Here is a 16342-nt window from a genome sequence, read left to right as displayed (position 1 = left end):
TCAACCCTTCATCAGTCTCATGATATGCATGCCCGCCGATTCGGCGAGGCCTTCCAGATCATAGCCGCCTTCGAGAAGGCTGACGACCCGGTTATGGCTGAATTTGTCCGCCACTTCCATCACCCGCCCCGTCGCCCAGTCGAAATCTTCACCGACGAGATTAAGTTGCGCCAGCGGGTCGCGGTGGTGCGCGTCGAAGCCGGCGGAGATCAGGACGAGGTCGGGGCGGAAGTTTTCGAGTGCCGGCAGGACGCGCGCCTTGAACGCCTCGCGGAAGTGTTCGCTGCTGGTGTTCGGCGAGAGAGGCGCATTGACGATGTTGCCGAAGGCGCCGGTCTCTTCCTTCTTGCCGGTGCCGGGATAGAGCGGCATCTGGTGCGTCGAACAGAAGAGCACGGAGCGCTCGTCCCAGAAGATGTCCTGCGTGCCGTTGCCGTGATGCACGTCCCAGTCGACGATCGCCACCCGCTCGACGCCGTGATGGCGCATCGCGTGGCGGGCGGCGATGGCGATCGTGTTGAACAGGCAGAAGCCCATGGCCTTCGCCTTTTCGGCATGATGGCCCGGCGGACGGCAGGCGACGAAGGCATTGGCGATCTCACGTGCCATCACGGCGTCGACGGCGGCCATCGCGCCGCCGATCGCCGTCAGCGCCGCCTGCAGGCTCTTCGGTGAGACATAGGTGTCGGTCTCGATCCGGTTGATCTCGCCCTCTTCCTCCGGGATCTGCCGCATCACCGAAAAGAGGTGTTCCTCCGGATGGGCGAGCAGCACCGCATCCTCGTTCGCCTGCGGCGCCTGCTTCCGCTGCAGCGGCGCGAAGGCGGGATGTTCGAGCGCGATGTTGATCGAGCGCAACCGGTCCGGCCGCTCCGGATGGCCGGGCGGCGTCAGGTGCTCCAGAAAAACCGGGTGCTCGTAGAGGCGTGTGGTCATGGTCGTCCCCGGGTCAGATGATGTTCTCGGCCGGTCGGCCCGAAGTAACCTTCTTCGTCTTCGCGGGCCATTCTATGACCCCGCGGCGAGGTGCGCCACCACTCCGCCGAACCGATTGACAACTGTCAACAGAAGCCGTCGTTCCCGCCGCTCCTTGTTCTTCCTCGTCGAATGAACGTATAAATGCCCTGGCATGAGGGAGAGGGCAGGCAGGCCATGGACGACATCGCGCGCGTCGAAGTGACGGAAATCATCGTTCCCTATCGCGACATCGATATGACGGGGCGGATGCACAATGCCGCCTACCTCGCCCATGCCGAGACCGCGCTCAGCCACTTCTGGCGCTATCGCCCGCCGCTCGAGGACGAGCCGCACTTCCAGCCGACCAAGATCGAAATCCGCCTGCACCAACCGCTGCATCTCGACGACCGGGTGAAGCTCACGGTTCGCGTCGACAAGATCGGCATGAAATCGGTCGGCTTCGACATCCTCATCCAGCGCGAGGCGACACTCGCGGCGGAGGTCGAGATCGTCTGGGCGGCGACCGGCAGGGATGACGATGAGCCGGTCACTCTGCCCGAGACCCTGCGCGACTGGCTCTACAGCTACCTGCCGTGAGGTGAGCGGCAGCCGCCGCGCTCACGCTCCCGTCACGCGCCAGATGACGTCGCCGACATCGTCCGCGACCAGCAGCGAACCGTCCGGCCCGATGGTCACGCCGACAGGACGGCCGTAGGAGAATTTCTCGTCAGGCGAGAGGAAGCCTGTCAGGATGTCGCGCGGCGGGCCGGAAGGCTTGCCGTTCTCGAAGGGCACGAAGATCACCCGGTAGCCGGAGAGCGTCGAGCGGTTCCACGAGCCGTGCTGGCCGACCACCATGCCGTCGGGAAAGCCGGGCAGGGTGCCTGCCGGCAGCCAGCAGAGGCCGAGCGAGGCGGTATGGCCGCCGAGCGCGTAATCGGGCTGGATGGCCGTTGCGACGAGGCCGGGCGCCTGCGGCACGCGGTCGTCGACCGTCTGGCCCCAGTAGCAATAGGGCCAGCCGTAGAAGCCACCGTCCTTCACCGAGGTCAGGTAGTCGGGCGGCGTCTCGTCGCCGAGCCCGTCGCGCTCGTTGACCACCGTCCAGAGTGCGCCCGTGGTCGGCTCGAAGGCGAGGCCTACGGGGTTGCGCAAGCCGCCGGCGAAGATCCGGCTCTTCTCCGTCTTGAGGTCGATCTCGTAGATGCAGGCACGGCCTTCTTCCGCCGCGAAGCCGTGTTCGGCGATGTTGCTCAGCGAGCCGACGCCGACATAGAGCTTGCTGCCGTCCTGGCTCGCAAGCACGCTGCGGGTCCAGTGGCCGGCCGGCTTGAAGTCGGCGATCTTGCGGCCCTGCGCCGCGATTTGGGTGGCGCCGTCGGTATAGGGAAAGGCCATCAGCCCGTCGGTATTGCCGACATAGAAGGTCCCTTCGAGCAGTGCCATGCCGAAGGGGTGGTTGAGCCCCTCCATGAAGGCGTGGCGGACCTCCGCGGTGCCGTCACCGTCATTGTCGCGCAGGAGCGTGATGCGGTTCGGGCTGTCGCCGACGGCTGCCGCCCGCTTCATCGTCGCATACATCGCGTAGTCGAACGGCGTGCGCATGCGCCCGCCGTCGACGCCGAGCGCTTCCGAGGTGAGCACGTCGCCGTTCGGCAGCACGTAGATCCAGCGCGGGTGCTTGAGCCCCTTGGCGAAGGCATTGACCTTCAGTCCCGGCGCGGCCGTCGGCGTGTGGCCTTCGGTCCAGCCCCTGGCGGTCGGCATCTTGAGGGTGGGGATGCGCTGCGGTTTTGCTTCCGGGATGATCGGCGCGCCGCCGAGGGCCGGCTTGCCGTTACCTGCACCGCCCCGGCGCATGAGGATCATCGCGGCCCCGATCAGGGCGACGAACCGGCCGAACAGTCCCAACATGCCTGCACTCCTCTTCGAAATATCCTGCGGCACCATAGCCGAAGCGCTTGCGGCACGGAACTGACCAAGCGCAAATTCTCCCGAGAAAACAGGAGCCTTCACTCTTCCGTGGCAAGCCGTGGCTTCACATGGGTCTCCGACCAGACCCACAGGGCCTTGAGGAGTGGTTCGAGCGTCATGCCGAACGGCGTCATCGAATATTCGACCTTCGGCGGCACTTCCGGATAGACGGTGCGGGCGATCACGCCGTCGGCCTCGAGTTCCCGGAGCTGGTTCGTCAGCATCCGCTGGGTGAGCCCCGGCAGCAGCCGGCCGAGTTCGTTGAAGCGCTTGGTGCCGTCCATGATGTGGAACAGCAGGACCACCTTCCACTTGCCGCTGATGATGTCCATCGCCGCTTCCACCGGGCAGTTGCCGTAGATCTTGTGGCGCTGCTTGCGCATGTCTTTTCCTCTTCCGTGCACACAAATGGCGCCGTAACGGTGCTATTTGTGCGTACTGGCGCAATTTTTCCGATCGGGTAAGGCTGCCGACATCAACCCCGAACGAGGAGAAATCTGATGTCCGAAACCACCCCCGAAATCCATCCGGTGATCGATCTCGAAAAGGCGGCCCTTGCCCGCTGGTGCAACGGCGATCCTTCCGGCTTTCTCGAAATCTCCGCGCCGGAGGTCGTCTATTTCGATCCCTTCCTCGACAAGCGCATCGACGGGCTCGCGGCACTCACCGGCTATTACGAGACTATCCGCGGCAAGATCTTTGCGGCGCGCTACGAGATGATCGAGCCGAAGGTGATCGAAATCGGCGACGCGGCGGTGCTGACCTTCCGCTTCCTCTCCCATGCCGGCAGCGAAGGCGCACGGATGCACTGGTATTGCACCGAGGTCTATCGCCGGCAGGCCGACGGCGCATGGCGGATCGTCGCCACCCACTGGTCGTTGATTTCGGATCATGCCGCGGGCGTCGGCTGAGCGACGGCTGGGAAGGGGCCGCGGGTGATCGCCCGCGGCCGCGCAGATCTCAGGCGCGGTGCGGCAAGAGCGGATAGCCGACCATCACGGCGCGGCCGGCAAGCGCTGCGATCGCCGCCTTGATGAGGTCGCCGGGAATGAAGGCGAGCGAACCCATGAAGGCCTTGGAGAGGCCGAGCCCGGCGCCGAAGGCGAGATAGCCGACGCCGAAGAGATAGACGACGACGATGCCGCCGATGACCGAGGCGGCGAAGAAGCCGAGCGTCTGCGGCAGGGCCTCCATCGCGGGCTTGCCGAAGCGTTCGGCGATCTGGCCGGTGACATAGGCGCCCGGCACCCAGCCGATCAGGAAGCCGACGGTCGGGCCGGCGAAGACGGCAAGGCCGCCGCGCCCGCCGGAAAGCACCGGCAGGCCGATCGCCACCAGGATGATGACGAGAACCGGCGCCAGCGCCCCGCGCTTTGCCCCGAGGATGACGCCGGCGAGCATGACGCCGAGCGTCTGGGCCGAAATCGGCACGTTGAACGGCAGCATGATCGGCGGCACGAGGCCGAGCACGACGATGATCGCGGCAAAGAGCGCAACGAGAACGAGATCGCGGGTATTCATGGCAGCCTCCTTGGGAAATCCCCTGCTTTTCTGCTCATTGACCCGAATTCCCCTGGCGTCAATGGCCGCGGCGATGCTGTCCGCATCCTTGAGCGTCTGGATGACCAGCGGGCCGAGCAGGGTGGAGGGCCGGACCGCAAGTCCGCGGGCGGCGTGTGCCTCGCGGATCGCCTGGTAGCGCGCGAGGATTTCCGGCACGAAGCGGATGACGAGGCCGACGGCAAGCCCGATGTCGGACGCCTTGACGAGCCCCGCCCTTTCGAGCGGCCGGGCGGCGGCGGCGATCGTGTCGATGAAATCGGAAATGCCGGTCGTCGCGGTGACGGCCGCCGCCATCAGCACGAGCGCCGAGAGCCGCAGCAGCGTCAGCAGCGCTTCATCGGCGGAATTGACAATGAGATTGAAGAGCGCCACCACCGCCACGGTCAGGAGGATCGGCAGCAGCGGCCGCATGGCCGACCGCAACGGCTGGCCGAGGCCGAAATAGACAAAGGCGGCGAGAACGAGCGCTGCCCCCGGAACCACGGGGCTGCGGGTTGCGAACACCGCCACCGCGAAGACCGCGAGCGCGGTCAGCTTGATCGCGGGCTTTAGCCGGTGCAGCCAGGTGTCGCCGGCGACATAGAGACTCCTCATCGAAGCGCGATCTCCCGGTAGAGGCCGATCGCCTCGTCCGCCGGACCGTCGAAGACGAGCCTCGCCCGGTCGAAGACCAGCACGCGCGGAAAATCGGCGACCAGCGAGAGATCGTGGCTGATGACGATGGCGTTTTCCTCGAGCCCGCGGATCGCGGTTTCGACCAGCGCCCGGTTCTTGAGGTCGAGCTGGTTGGTCGGCTCATCGAAGATGACGATCTCGGGCCGCATCACCATCACCGCCGCGAGCGCGGCCAATTGCACCTCGCCGCCGGAGAGTTCGTGCGGCCGGCGGTCGGCGAGTTCGGTCAGCGAAAAGCGGTCGAGCACCGCGTTCACCGCCCGGTCGAGCGCCTCGCCCTTCACCCCGCGGCTCTTCGGCCCGAAGGCGATGTCGTCGCGGATGATCGGCAGGATGATCTGGTTTGCCGGGTTCTGGAAGATGAAGCCGACGCGGGCGAGCACCGCCTTCGCGTCATCGACCGTGTCGAGCCCGTCGACGGTCACCTTGCCGGCGCTCGGTTTGATAAGCCCGTTGATCAGCCGCGCGAAGGTGGTCTTGCCGGAGCCGTTGAGCCCGATCACGCCGATGCGGCGCTCGCTGAGCGAAAGGCTGAGCGGCTCCAGCGCCACGCGGTCACCGTAACGCACTTCGGCCCGGTCGAATGTGATCTGCAATGCCTGTCCCCGTCCTTCTTCGCGCCCTCTATAGACCGGAGCGGAGGTGAGGGGAATATGCGACCCTGCAGGGAGCTTGTGCGATGCCCCTCATCCCCTGACGGCAGGGCAATTGCATACGGATTTTGAGCGGCGCATGAAGCGGTCTCCCTCTTTGTGGGGGAGATGTCGGCGAAGCCGACAGAGGGGGCCCCGATCTTGACGCCTGCAGTAACCCACCCCCAACCACCGTCATGCCGGGCTCGACCCGGCATCCAGTCGCGCGATGTCCATCGCGCGGGGAGACGTCTTCGCCTTCTTCGAGATGCATTCTTTCGGCTCGCCGACGCTCGCCGGCTGGATGCCGGATCAGGTCCGGCATGACGGATGCGACGGATGCGCCGCCCTCTCCCCTTGAGGGCAGGGCAATTTCGCCGCCCATGCGGGGAGAGGGCCAGGGTGAGGGGGCAGTCCCAGGCACCAGCAGACAACTGCAACAACTCGATCCACCCATTGAACATACCAAGAACATTCGCTAGCTTGCCGTGCATGGCGATTCCGATCAGCAACCGGCAGGCACGGCGTATCTTCCTCGAACGGCAGGGGCTGTCGCGGCCGCCGAACCGCATGCTCGGAAAGGACGGGCTCTACGAGCTGATCCACGACCTCGGCTTCGTCCAGGTCGACAGCATCGCGACGGTGGAGCGCGCCCATCACCAGATCCTGTTTTCCCGCAATCAGACTTACCGGCCGGAGCACCTGACAGCGCTTCTCGAAAAGGACCGCGCGCTCTTCGAGCACTGGACGCACGACGCGTCGATCATCCCCTCCGCCTTCTTTCCCTACTGGAAGCACCGGTTCGCCCGCCGCGAGGGCCATATCCGCGAGAACTGGCGCAAATGGCAGGGGGAGGGCTTCGACCAGGCCTTCGAGGAGACCTACGAGCGCATCCGCGAGACCGGCCCGGTGATGGCCCGGGACGTGAAGGCCGAAGATCACAAGTCCGGCGGCTGGTGGAACTGGCACCCCTCGAAGACGGCGCTCGAATTCCTCTGGCACACCGGCAAGCTCGCGATTTCCGCGCGGGAGAATTTCCAGAAGGTCTACGACCTCGCCGAACGGGTGATCCCGTCCGAACATTTTTCCGCCGAGGTCGACCACGACGCCTTCATCGACTGGGCCTGCCGCGGCGCGCTTGCGCGGCTCGGCTTCGCCACCCATGGCGAGATCGCCGCCTTCTTCGACCTCGTCACCCCGCAGGAGGCGAAGGCCTGGGTGGAAGCACACCGCGACGAGCTTACGGAAGTCTCGCTCGAAACGGTGGACGGCAAGCCGCGCGCCTCCTTCGCCCTTGCCGAGAGCCTGCCGGCACTCCTCGACCCGCCCGAGCCGCCGGCCCGCATCCGGACGCTCAGCCCCTTCGACCCGCTGATCCGCGACCGCAACCGCACCGAACGCCTCTTCGGCTTCTTCTACCGCATCGAGATCTTCGTGCCCGAGCCGAAGCGCGAATACGGCTACTACGTCTTCCCGCTCCTCGAAGCCGACCGGCTCGTCGGCCGCATCGACATGAAGGCCGACCGCAAGACCGGCGTGCTGGCCGTCAAGCGTCTCTGGTGGGAGCCGGGCGTCAAACCCTCCGCCGGGCGGCTGGAGCGGCTGGAGGCCGAGCTTTCCCGCATCGCCAAGTTCGCCGGCGTGGAGAAGGTGGAATATGGCGAGGGGTGGCTGGGGTGAGGGGCTATGAAGTGGGAGGCGTGAGGAGGTAAGCTACGCTTGGCCGCTTTGCGCCAATTGTGAACGGCGGCCCTAGAAAAAAGAACCGGACCGCTGAAGCTGCGGCACAACTGATTGGAATTTTCACCGTACTGGTCGCGACGACTCAAGACGATTGGTCATGACTTCGGCAGATACGGATGAGGCAATGGAATGCAGTTGTCGCGAACTTGCTGACTATTTCCTCCTTCGTTCACGCGCCAAGGCCGCCCGTCGCTGTTTTCGATTTCCGCCTCCACCACCCCCAAACTGCTTGATCTTCGGAAACTCAGCCCCCGATATCTCCGCTCCTTCATTTCGCCCATGATTCCAAGGGCGTTACAGTCGTCCCGATTTTCCCTCTTATCGTGATCGGTCCACTCCATCTGAGCGGCATATACGATGTCTTCCGACGCACCTCTGCCTTGATCGGGCGGCTCCATAGCAATGCCTATTACGCGCTTGAGGTGAGAGTGCTTCATCAACAGAGCTTGCGCGTAAGTCTGGAGATAGAAAGTCCGCATTTCCCGGTATCTTTCATAGCCTCCATGATCGTCCATCCAATCAAGGTATTTTAGGGTCAGGAAGAAAAAGCCTGTCTCACTCTCCTTCGAATTTGGCGGACCCAGCATCGCGCGAAAGAACACTTGCTGCTTTCGGCCGATTTCAAGTGCACCAAGGATTGCCTCGCTGTGACCACGACGGACATAGCGCCTCTGTAAGGCCATATAGCGAACCGCCAATTCGCTGTTAGTCAAAGAATATGAGTACCCCGGCAGCACGATGGATGTTCCACCCAGCATGTGGTCCGTGAACGTCTCGATCAAATTATCCCAAGCGTAGGAAACCCTGTCAGCTTCCTTCTTCGCGAGATATTGAGGATTGGATATGTAGCGCGACCAGTTCCCTGCACCGATCACAACGGATTTGATCTCGTCCCAGCTATGTCCCTTTGGCGGCGTGAAATCGTGATCGCCGTGTACGTCTATTCTGATCGCGTAGTAGGCAACGAGGTCTTCCTCCCCATGTGCTTCTTCTAGTCTACCTGAACGAATGAAGGCCGCTCGCTTATCGAGATACTCGGTAAAGTCCGAGATGGTGTCGAGCTCGCCCATGACAATATCGAGAGACGCTTCATCAAACACATGAACGAAGTCTCCTTCGGGATCGAGATCACCGATAGCAAATGGCATATACTCCGCCGCCTTAGGGTCGACGTGATCCTGCCCTTTGAGGTTAGGCTTGATAACAAACGTGCCAAGCCCACCTTCGAAATATCTGCGGCATGCCTCCTTAGCGCCTCGGGCGACAATAATTCTGTGCACCCGCCGCCGATCGGGCTCAGGGAAAGCGAGTGGAAACGGGACGTCGCATAGCTTGTCCAAAAAAATGCGATCAGGAAATTCATTTATCCACCTCTCAGCTCCTTTGAGTTGAGTAGCTGCGTCGAATACCGCACGTCGACACCAGCGCGGCCACGCGACATCTACTGGCTTATCCGTCCAGCTAATGTCCTTTTCAGAGAATATGAGAATGTGCGGGTCACAGACTACGAGGGTAATCCTCCCCGTTTTAACGGGGTTCAGCGGTAGAATTCACGCGGCCATTTTCAGTTTCTGAGCGGGTGTGATGCCGCCAATGCCCATGTTGGGCCGTTCGTGGTTATATGTCCAAAGCCACTCTGTGGCGATCTCTTGCACCTCCGTTATGCTGTCAAAAATATACAGATCAAGCCATTCGTGCCGGACCGTTCGATTGTAGCGCTCGACATAGGCGTTCTGCTGCGGCTTGCCGGGCTGGATGTAATTCAATGCGATTCCCTGTGTTTCTGCCCATTCGATGAGCGTCGAACTGACATATTCCGGGCCGTTATCAACCCTGATCGACAGCGGCTTTCCCCGCCATTCGATGATCTGGTTGAGACTGCGCACGACCCGTTCGGCGGGTAGCGAGAAGTCGACCTCGATGCCCAGACCTTCACGGTTGAAGTCATCCAGCACATTCAAGAGCCTGAACTGGCGGCCGTCTGCCAGGCGGTCCGCCATGAAGTCCATCGACCAGACCATATTCGGCGCATCCGGCACCGCCAGTTCATCCGGCTTCTCCCGCTTCAACCGCCGACGAGGCTTGATCCTGAGGTTCAGTTCAAGCTCCCGGTAGATGCGGTAGACACGCTTATGGTTCCAGCGATGTCCCTGGACATTGCGCAGGTGAAGGTAGCACAGGCCGAAACCCCACGTCTTCTTCACCTTCACAAGCCCAAGCAACAGATCGGCGATCCGTTCGTTGTCGGCATTGCGCTGAGGGCTATACCGATAACAGGTCTCGCTGACGCCAAACGTCCTGCATGCCAGCGCTATGCTCACACCGCCTTGCGCCACTGCTTTCTCGGCCAGCTCCCGGCGCTGAGATGGCCGCGTTATTTTTTTCCGAGAGCCTCCTTCAGCAGATCGGCCTGCATGCTCAAGTCCGCATACATCCGTTTCAATCGTCGGTTCTCTTCCTCAAGAGCCTTCATCTGGCTCATCATCGAGGCGTCCATGCCGCCATACTTCGCACGCCATTTGTAAAAACTGGCGGTGCTGATGCCATGCTCCCTGCAAAGGTCAGGCACCGGCATTCCACCTTCCGCCTGGCGCAACACGGCCATGATCTGGGCTTCGCTAAATCGGCTCTTCTTCATCGAAATCTCCTCGAGCATCTTGCCGAGAAAATTCTACTTTTAAAGCCCTTTATTCACGGGGAGGATTACCCGAGGAGATCACAAATTTCCTTGCCATCACCTGCGCCTCCGAGCTTCTGCGAACGATATGGATTGGGGTATGACCAGAGGTTAAGAAAGGTTCGATCGGCCAGTCTAGCCAAATACCTTTCGGATTCTGTAGAACCCTCCGATCTAACGATAGGAGGCCGTAGTTGCTCGAAGTATTCCGCAATATTTTCCGGACGCTTCACCATCATCGTTGGAAATGTAATTCAACTGATCTTTAAGCGGAAGCGGTCACCGCTGGTCGCCACCAAAACGGAGACCTCATGCACAGAAATCAGGTGAAACAGTCCACAATAGTCTATAGATCATACTCTGTGGATCATAGATCAAAGCTAAATGGTCCCCGGCGAATTCATTCCTTGCCGTCTATTTCAATCGCATGGATTCGGCAGACAGACTTAAGCCATGCCTCAACGGCTGCCATAAGCAGCCCGAAATAAGGGGAACTGCGCGACGACCGTCCCAGGCAGACAGCAACCCCACGCCTCGGCCCAACCGCGAGCCCTCACCCCCTCACACAATCTCCGTCCCGCTGATCCGGATCCCAAACCCTTCGAGCCCGACATAGTGCCGTTCGCGTGAGGCAAAGAGGCGGATCGAGGTGACGCCCAGGTCTTTGAGGATCTGTGCGCCGAGGCCGATTTCCAGCCATTCGCTTTCGCGGGCCTGCGCCTGTTCGTGCGCCTCGCGGTCGTGGTGGCCGGCGCGTGCGGTGGTCGAGACGCCGACGCCGACGGAGCCTTCGCGCAGGTAGACGATGACGCCGCGGCCCTTTTCGGCGATCTTCTTCATGATGTCGTCGATCTGGCGGTCCTTGCCGAACACGTCCTGGCCGACATGTTCGAGATGCAGGCGCACCGGAATGTCGACGCCGTCGCGGATGTCGCCGAAGACGACGGCGAGGTGCTGCATCGGGTCCCAGGGCAGCGAATAGGCGTGCGCCTTGGCCGGGCCGTAAGGCGTCTCGACGCCGAAGCTCGAGGCGAGCTGGATCAGCGTCTCCTTGCGCTGGCGATAGGCGATGAGGTCGGCGACGGAGAGCAGCTTCAGCCCGTGCTCGGCGGCGAAGCTTGCGACCTGCGGGCCGCGCTTGACCGTGCCGTCGTCGTTGACGAGTTCGGAGATGACGCCGATCTGCGGCAGGCCGGCGAGCTTGCAGAGGTCGACGGCGGCTTCGGTATGGCCGGAGCGCATCAGGACGCCGCCTTCGCGGGCGACCAGCGGGAAGATGTGGCCGGGGCGGACGAAATCGGCGGCGCCGACGTTCGGGTTGGCGAGGTTGCGCACCGTCAACGTGCGGTCGTCGGCGGAAATGCCGGTCGTCGTGCCGTGCTTGAAATCGACCGAAACGGTGAAGGCCGTCGTATGCGCGCTGTCGTTTTCGGCGACCATGGCGCTGAGGTTGAGGCGCTTTGCCTCCTCGCGCGGCATCGGCGCACAGACGATGCCGGAAGTGTGGCGGACGATGAAGGCCATCTTCTCGGCCGTGCAGTGGACGGCGGCGACGATCAGGTCGCCTTCGTTCTCGCGGTCGTCGTCGTCGACGACCACGACGATTTCGCCCGCCTCGAAGGCGCGGATGGCATCGACGACGCGGCTCTGGTCATAGCTCATGGAAAAACCTCACTTCAGCCGGCCGGTCTGGCCGCGGTCTCGCAAATAATGATCGGCGATGATGCATGCCAGCATCGCCTCGCCGACGGGAACTGCCCGGATTCCGACACACGGGTCGTGGCGACCCTTGGTGCGCACGTCGACATTGTTGCCGTGGGCGTCGATCGACTTGCGTTCGGTCAGGATCGAGGAGGTCGGCTTGATGGCGAAGCGCGCGACCACCGGCTCGCCGGTCGAAATGCCGCCGAGGATGCCGCCGGCGTGGTTCGACAGGAAGAGCGGCTTGCCGTCATTGCCCATGCGCATCTCGTCGGCGTTTTCCTCGCCGGTGATCTCGGCCGCACCGAAGCCGTTGCCGATCTCGACGCCCTTGACCGCGTTGATCGACATCAGGCCACTTGCGATGTCCTGGTCGAGCTTGCCGTAGATCGGCGCGCCGAGCCCGGCGGGAACGCCTTCGGCGACGATCTCGATCACCGCGCCCACCGAGGAGCCGGCCTTGCGGATGCCGTCGAGATAGTCTTCCCAGACCGGCACGATCTCGGGATCGGGCGCGAAGAACGGGTTTTCGCCGACCTGCGCCCAGTCCCAGTTGGCGCGGTTGATCTTGTGCTTGCCGATCTGCACCAGCGCGCCGCGAATGGTGACGCCGGGGACGACGAGGCGGGCTATGCCGCCGGCGGCGACACGGGCGGCCGTCTCGCGGGCGGAGGAGCGCCCGCCGCCGCGATAGTCGCGAATGCCGTACTTGACGTCATAGGTGTAGTCGGCGTGTCCCGGACGGTATTGCCGGGCGATCTCGCCGTAGTCCTTCGAGCGCTGGTCGGTGTTCTCGATCATCAGCGAGATCGGCGTGCCGGTGGTGACGAAGGAGCCGTCCTCCTGCGGCATCACGCCGGAGAGCACCTTGACGAGATCCTCCTCGCGCCGCTGGGTGACGAAGCGCGACTGGCCGGGCTTGCGTTTGTCGAGCCATGCCTGCAGCTCCTCCTGGCGGAAACGGAGGCCGGGCGGGCAGCCGTCGACGACGGCGCCGAGCGCCGGCCCGTGGCTTTCGCCCCAGGTGGTGACGCGGAACAGGTGACCGAAGGTGTTGTGCGACATGTCTCAAAAGGTCCGGAACTGGGGCGGCCGGGCCGCCTTCTCGTATCGGGCCACACACATAGTGGAAAACCACCCGCAGGGGAAAGGCTTTTTCCTCTCGCCGGCGCCCGCGGACGGCAGTTGGCGTCACGCCTGCCGCGCGGCCGGAGCGCCTGCGCGCCGGGCGGCGAAGCGGGCGAACTCCGCAAAGGGCAGCGGCTTTGCGAAGGCGTAGCCCTGCAGTTCGTCGCATCCGAGTGTTCGCAGCAGCTCGGCATGCGCCGGCGTCTCCACCCCTTCGGCGATCGTCTCGATGCCGAGCGAGCGGGCGATTTCGACGATCGAGCGCACCAGCGCGCGCTCCTGCGGCGAGGTGAGGATGGGCATGACCAGCTGCCGGTCGATCTTCAGCCGCTTCGGCTTCAGGCGCAGCAGGCTGACGATGGACGTATGGCCGGTGCCGAAGTCGTCGATCTCGATGTCGATGCCGAGCGCCTTGATGTCGGCGAGATTGGCGCTCGCCGGATCGTCGCTGTCGTCGAGGAAGATCGATTCCACAAGCTCGAAGGCGACCTCGCCCGGACGGATGCTGAGGCCGCGGAGCTGGTCCGGCAGCGCCGGGTCGTGCAGCCGCCGCGAGGAAACGTTGACCGATATCCGCGGCAGGTCGATGCCGTCGGCCAGCCAGCGCATCTTGTCGCGCAGCGCGGTTTCGAGCACCAGCTGGTCGATGCGCGCCATGACGTTGAGCTCCTCGGCGAGCCGCAGGAAGCGCCCCGAGGCGAGAATGCCCTGATCGGGATGGTTCCAGCGCACCAGCGCCTCCGCCCCCGTCAGCCGCATCGTCGTCGCGTCGAACTGCGGCTGGTACCAGACGGTGAACTCGTCGCGCTCCAGCCCGGCGAGGATGTCGTCGGCGAGCCTCTTGCGGGTGACGATGTTGGCCTGCAGCGCCTGGGAGAAGAATTCGTAGCCGTTTCGTCCCTTCTCCTTCGCCTGGTAGAGGGCGATGTCGGCGTTGATCAGCACCTTGCGCGGGTCGGAGCCGATCCCCTGCGAGCGGGCGATGCCGATCGACACGCCGCAGCGGCAGGAGAATCCGTCGAAGTCGACGGGCTTGCGCATCTCCTCGATGATCCGCTCGCTGAGCAGCGAAAGCTCCTCCGTCGTCACCGGACGGGTGATCAGGATCACGAACTCGTCGCCGCCGATGCGCGCCACAAGGTCGCCGGCCTCGACGGTCCGCGACAGGATGTCGGCGGTATGGGTCAGAACCGCGTCGCCGGCGGCGTGGCCGAGCGTGTCGTTGATTTCCTTGAAGCGGTCGAGGTCGAGATGCAGGATCGCAAACCGCGTGCCGCGCCCGGCCCCGCTGCGGACGAGCCGGTCGAGTTCGTCGTCGAGCTTGCGGCGGTTGGCCAGTGCCGTCAGCGGATCGTGCAGCGCGTTGAATTCGATCCGGTTCTTGGCAAGCTCGAGTTCGATGTTGCGGGCATCGGCCTCGGCCTTGGCGGCGCGCAGCTCCTCGGCGAGAAGGGCATCCGCGGTGACGTCGAAGGCGATGCCGATGATCTTTTCCTTGCCGTCCCTGCCGACATGTACCTGGCCGACCGAGCGGACGTAGCGCGGCTCTCCGTTCGGCAGCAGGATCTGCTGCAGCGTGTTGATCGTCGTTCCGGTTTCGAGTGCCTTGTTGGTGGCGGCGAGCACCCGCTCACGATAGTCGGGATGAAGGCAGGAGAGCCAGCCCTGCTGGTCGAGCCGGCGCGGGCTGTAGGGAATGCCGTAGAGCTGGTGCATCCGCTCGTCCCACAGTGCCGTCGCGGACACGGGGTCAGCCTCCCAGATGCCGCAATTGTAGGAGGCGAGTGCGAGGTCGAACTTGTGCGAAAGCTCGGAAAGCTCCTGTTCGCGGCTCGACAGTTCGTCGAGCGCGAGCTCGAGTTCGGCATTCTTGATGTCGCTCGTCTGCTTGGCGTCGCGCAGCGTCTGCGTCATCGCCGCATCCGCGGTGACGTCGAGGACGACGCCCGTCAGCCGGCTCTCGCCTTCCTCTCCGAGGGAATGGGCGCCGACCGACCGAAGGTGGCGCACGCTGCCGTCGGGCAGCACGACCCGATAGTTCAGGTCGGTGGTATCCGTTACGGCGATGCAGCTGTAGGCGAAGGCCTGCGCCTCGACCCTTTCGCGGTCGTCTGGATGGATCGACGCGGTCCAGTCGGAGATCCGGTCCTCGTCGTCTGCAAAGCTCGGCGCACGTCCGTGGAGCGCGGCGCTGCGGTCGTCCCAGAGAAGCACGTGGCCGTCCAGCCTCACCTCCCAGATGCCGATGTCGGCAGAATCCATCGCCAGATTCAGGCGCTGGGAAAGCTCGCGCAGCTTCTTCTCGCGCTGCTTGAGCTCGGCGACATAGCGGTTGCGGTCACGAAAGAGAATGCCGGTGACGGCGGCGGGAATCATGATCGCCGCGCCGGCGAAGACGATCGCCAGCCGGATAGCGATGCGGTTCTCGGGAGGCGTGTCCCAGCCGCCCTGCGGTGCGGCCAGGATTTCGAAAGCGCCGCCACCCGGCACGTTCAGTCGGCCAATCGTCGGAGCCGCATCGGTCGCGAAGCGTGGGCCGATGTCGAGGGGTGCCGCATCCGGTGCGATGTGCCGGATCGACCATTGCAGGTCCGCAAGCGGGAGAGGTGCTGCCGTCGGCATTCCGTCGTCCGGCTGCAGCAGACCGCTCGCCTGCAGCAGGCCGCGGGCATCGATGGTCATCGAAACGAGGCTCCGGCCCTTTGCACCCGTCCGCCCGACGGGCACGGAGAGCCGGAAGGCGTCGTTTCCGAGCCGGAGCATCTGTCCTCCTTGCGGGACCGCCGACGGGGAGGCCGCCGTGCTCGCCGGCGCGTTCGCGAGGGAATAGAGTGTCTCGGCGGTGGCGGCCGGGCCGGCCTTGTATTCAAACGAGCGGATGTGGTCCTTGCCGTAGCCGAGGATCGCAGCAGCGCGACGCAGCTGGGCGCGATCGGAATTGACGGCGGCTTCCGAAGCGATGTGGCGGACGGTGGCGAAATCGGAGGCAATCTCGGTCTGGAGCGCGAAGCGGATGACCTGCATTCCGTCGCGCACGTGTTGATCGAGAGCCGACCTGTGCGCCTGCGTATAGCGCTGGTCGGCGAGAACGCCCGCCACGACGATAACGCCGGCGACCAAGCCGGAGCCGAGCAGGAACGCGCCCTTGTTCGGTGCGTGGCCCCTCCTGCGCCATCTGGATGTACGGCTTGGCATGTCCAAGTGTCGAGGTTCCCTTCGCCCGAACGCGGGCCGCAATGATCTTCCCGATGTATTCGGTTGTGACCCGTATGTTTCCAGAATGGCGGGCAGC

Annotated in this window: 13 protein-coding genes and 1 pseudogene; 3 read left to right on the top strand and 11 right to left on the bottom strand. The window is 63.9% G+C overall.

The annotated features are described in order from the left end of the window. Complete coding sequence (locus tag H4I97_RS12815) at nucleotides 1-936, bottom strand: histone deacetylase family protein (protein ID WP_182305036.1); 936 nt, start codon at nucleotides 934-936, stop codon at nucleotides 1-3. A gap of 216 nt (nucleotides 937-1152) precedes the next feature. Between H4I97_RS12815 and H4I97_RS12810 the strand changes: the two genes are divergently transcribed. Beyond that, a complete protein-coding gene (locus H4I97_RS12810) occupies nucleotides 1153-1554 on the top strand; it encodes an acyl-CoA thioesterase (protein WP_182305035.1) in 402 nt (133 codons plus the stop codon). Between the two features lie 21 nt (nucleotides 1555-1575). Here H4I97_RS12810 and H4I97_RS12805 read toward each other — a convergent pair whose 3' ends face one another. Together H4I97_RS12805 and H4I97_RS12800 are read right to left on the bottom strand one after the other, a co-directional pair. Then, a complete protein-coding gene (locus H4I97_RS12805) occupies nucleotides 1576-2907 on the bottom strand; it encodes a PQQ-dependent sugar dehydrogenase (protein ID WP_182307639.1) in 1332 nt (443 codons plus the stop codon). A 62-nt stretch (nucleotides 2908-2969) separates the two neighbouring features. Continuing rightward, nucleotides 2970-3314: a winged helix-turn-helix transcriptional regulator gene (locus H4I97_RS12800; RefSeq protein ID WP_182305033.1), complete on the bottom strand. Its 345-nt coding sequence runs from the start codon at nucleotides 3312-3314 to the stop codon at nucleotides 2970-2972. A gap of 117 nt (nucleotides 3315-3431) precedes the next feature. Between H4I97_RS12800 and H4I97_RS12795 the strand changes: the two genes are divergently transcribed. After that, the gene (locus tag H4I97_RS12795) at nucleotides 3432-3842 is read left to right on the top strand and encodes a YybH family protein (protein WP_182305031.1); all 411 of its coding nucleotides are present in this window, start codon (nucleotides 3432-3434) and stop codon (nucleotides 3840-3842) included. A 49-nt stretch (nucleotides 3843-3891) separates the two neighbouring features. On the opposite strand, the gene H4I97_RS12790 is transcribed toward H4I97_RS12795, so the two are convergent. From H4I97_RS12790 to H4I97_RS12780, 3 genes and pseudogenes are all read right to left on the bottom strand, one after another. Continuing rightward, the gene (locus tag H4I97_RS12790) at nucleotides 3892-4452 is read right to left on the bottom strand and encodes a biotin transporter BioY (protein ID WP_182307638.1); all 561 of its coding nucleotides are present in this window, start codon (nucleotides 4450-4452) and stop codon (nucleotides 3892-3894) included. A gap of 42 nt (nucleotides 4453-4494) precedes the next feature. Continuing rightward, nucleotides 4495-5088 (bottom strand): annotated as a pseudogene (locus H4I97_RS12785) (energy-coupling factor transporter transmembrane component T family protein); the annotation flags it as partial. Then, on the bottom strand, nucleotides 5085-5765 hold the full coding sequence (locus tag H4I97_RS12780; RefSeq protein WP_182305029.1) for an energy-coupling factor ABC transporter ATP-binding protein: 681 nt from the start codon (nucleotides 5763-5765) through the stop codon (nucleotides 5085-5087). The gene H4I97_RS12780 and the pseudogene H4I97_RS12785, both read right to left, overlap by 4 nt. Before the next feature lie 528 nt (nucleotides 5766-6293). On the opposite strand from H4I97_RS12780, the gene H4I97_RS12775 reads away from it, so the two are divergent. Beyond that, a complete protein-coding gene (locus H4I97_RS12775) occupies nucleotides 6294-7481 on the top strand; it encodes a winged helix-turn-helix domain-containing protein (protein ID WP_182305027.1) in 1188 nt (395 codons plus the stop codon). A 158-nt stretch (nucleotides 7482-7639) separates the two neighbouring features. Here the strand turns inward: H4I97_RS12775 and H4I97_RS12770 are convergent, their stop codons facing one another. The 5 genes from H4I97_RS12770 to H4I97_RS12750 form a co-directional block, all read right to left on the bottom strand. Further along, entirely contained in the window at nucleotides 7640-8692 is a 1053-nt protein-coding gene (locus H4I97_RS12770) for a hypothetical protein (RefSeq protein ID WP_182305026.1), read from the bottom strand. A 402-nt stretch (nucleotides 8693-9094) separates the two neighbouring features. After that, a protein-coding gene (locus tag H4I97_RS12765) for an IS3 family transposase (RefSeq protein WP_182305024.1) occupies nucleotides 9095-10182 on the bottom strand; the annotation gives its coding sequence in 2 pieces (ribosomal slippage) (nucleotides 9095-9921 and nucleotides 9921-10182; 1089 coding nt in all). A 600-nt stretch (nucleotides 10183-10782) separates the two neighbouring features. Then, nucleotides 10783-11883: a 3,4-dihydroxy-2-butanone-4-phosphate synthase gene (ribB, locus tag H4I97_RS12760; protein ID WP_182305022.1), complete on the bottom strand. Its 1101-nt coding sequence runs from the start codon at nucleotides 11881-11883 to the stop codon at nucleotides 10783-10785. A gap of 9 nt (nucleotides 11884-11892) precedes the next feature. Further along, entirely contained in the window at nucleotides 11893-12987 is a 1095-nt protein-coding gene (aroC, locus tag H4I97_RS12755) for a chorismate synthase (protein WP_182305020.1), read from the bottom strand. 126 nt (nucleotides 12988-13113) lie between these two features. After that, nucleotides 13114-16245: a sensor domain-containing protein gene (locus H4I97_RS12750; protein ID WP_182307637.1), complete on the bottom strand. Its 3132-nt coding sequence runs from the start codon at nucleotides 16243-16245 to the stop codon at nucleotides 13114-13116. Between the last annotated feature and the right edge of the window lie 97 nt (nucleotides 16246-16342).

It is taken from the genome of Ciceribacter thiooxidans (assembly GCF_014126615.1).
Lineage (GTDB): Bacteria > Pseudomonadota > Alphaproteobacteria > Rhizobiales > Rhizobiaceae > Allorhizobium > Allorhizobium thiooxidans.
Note: the sequence above shows the minus strand (reverse complement) of the source record. Positions and strands in the feature narration are given on the sequence as shown.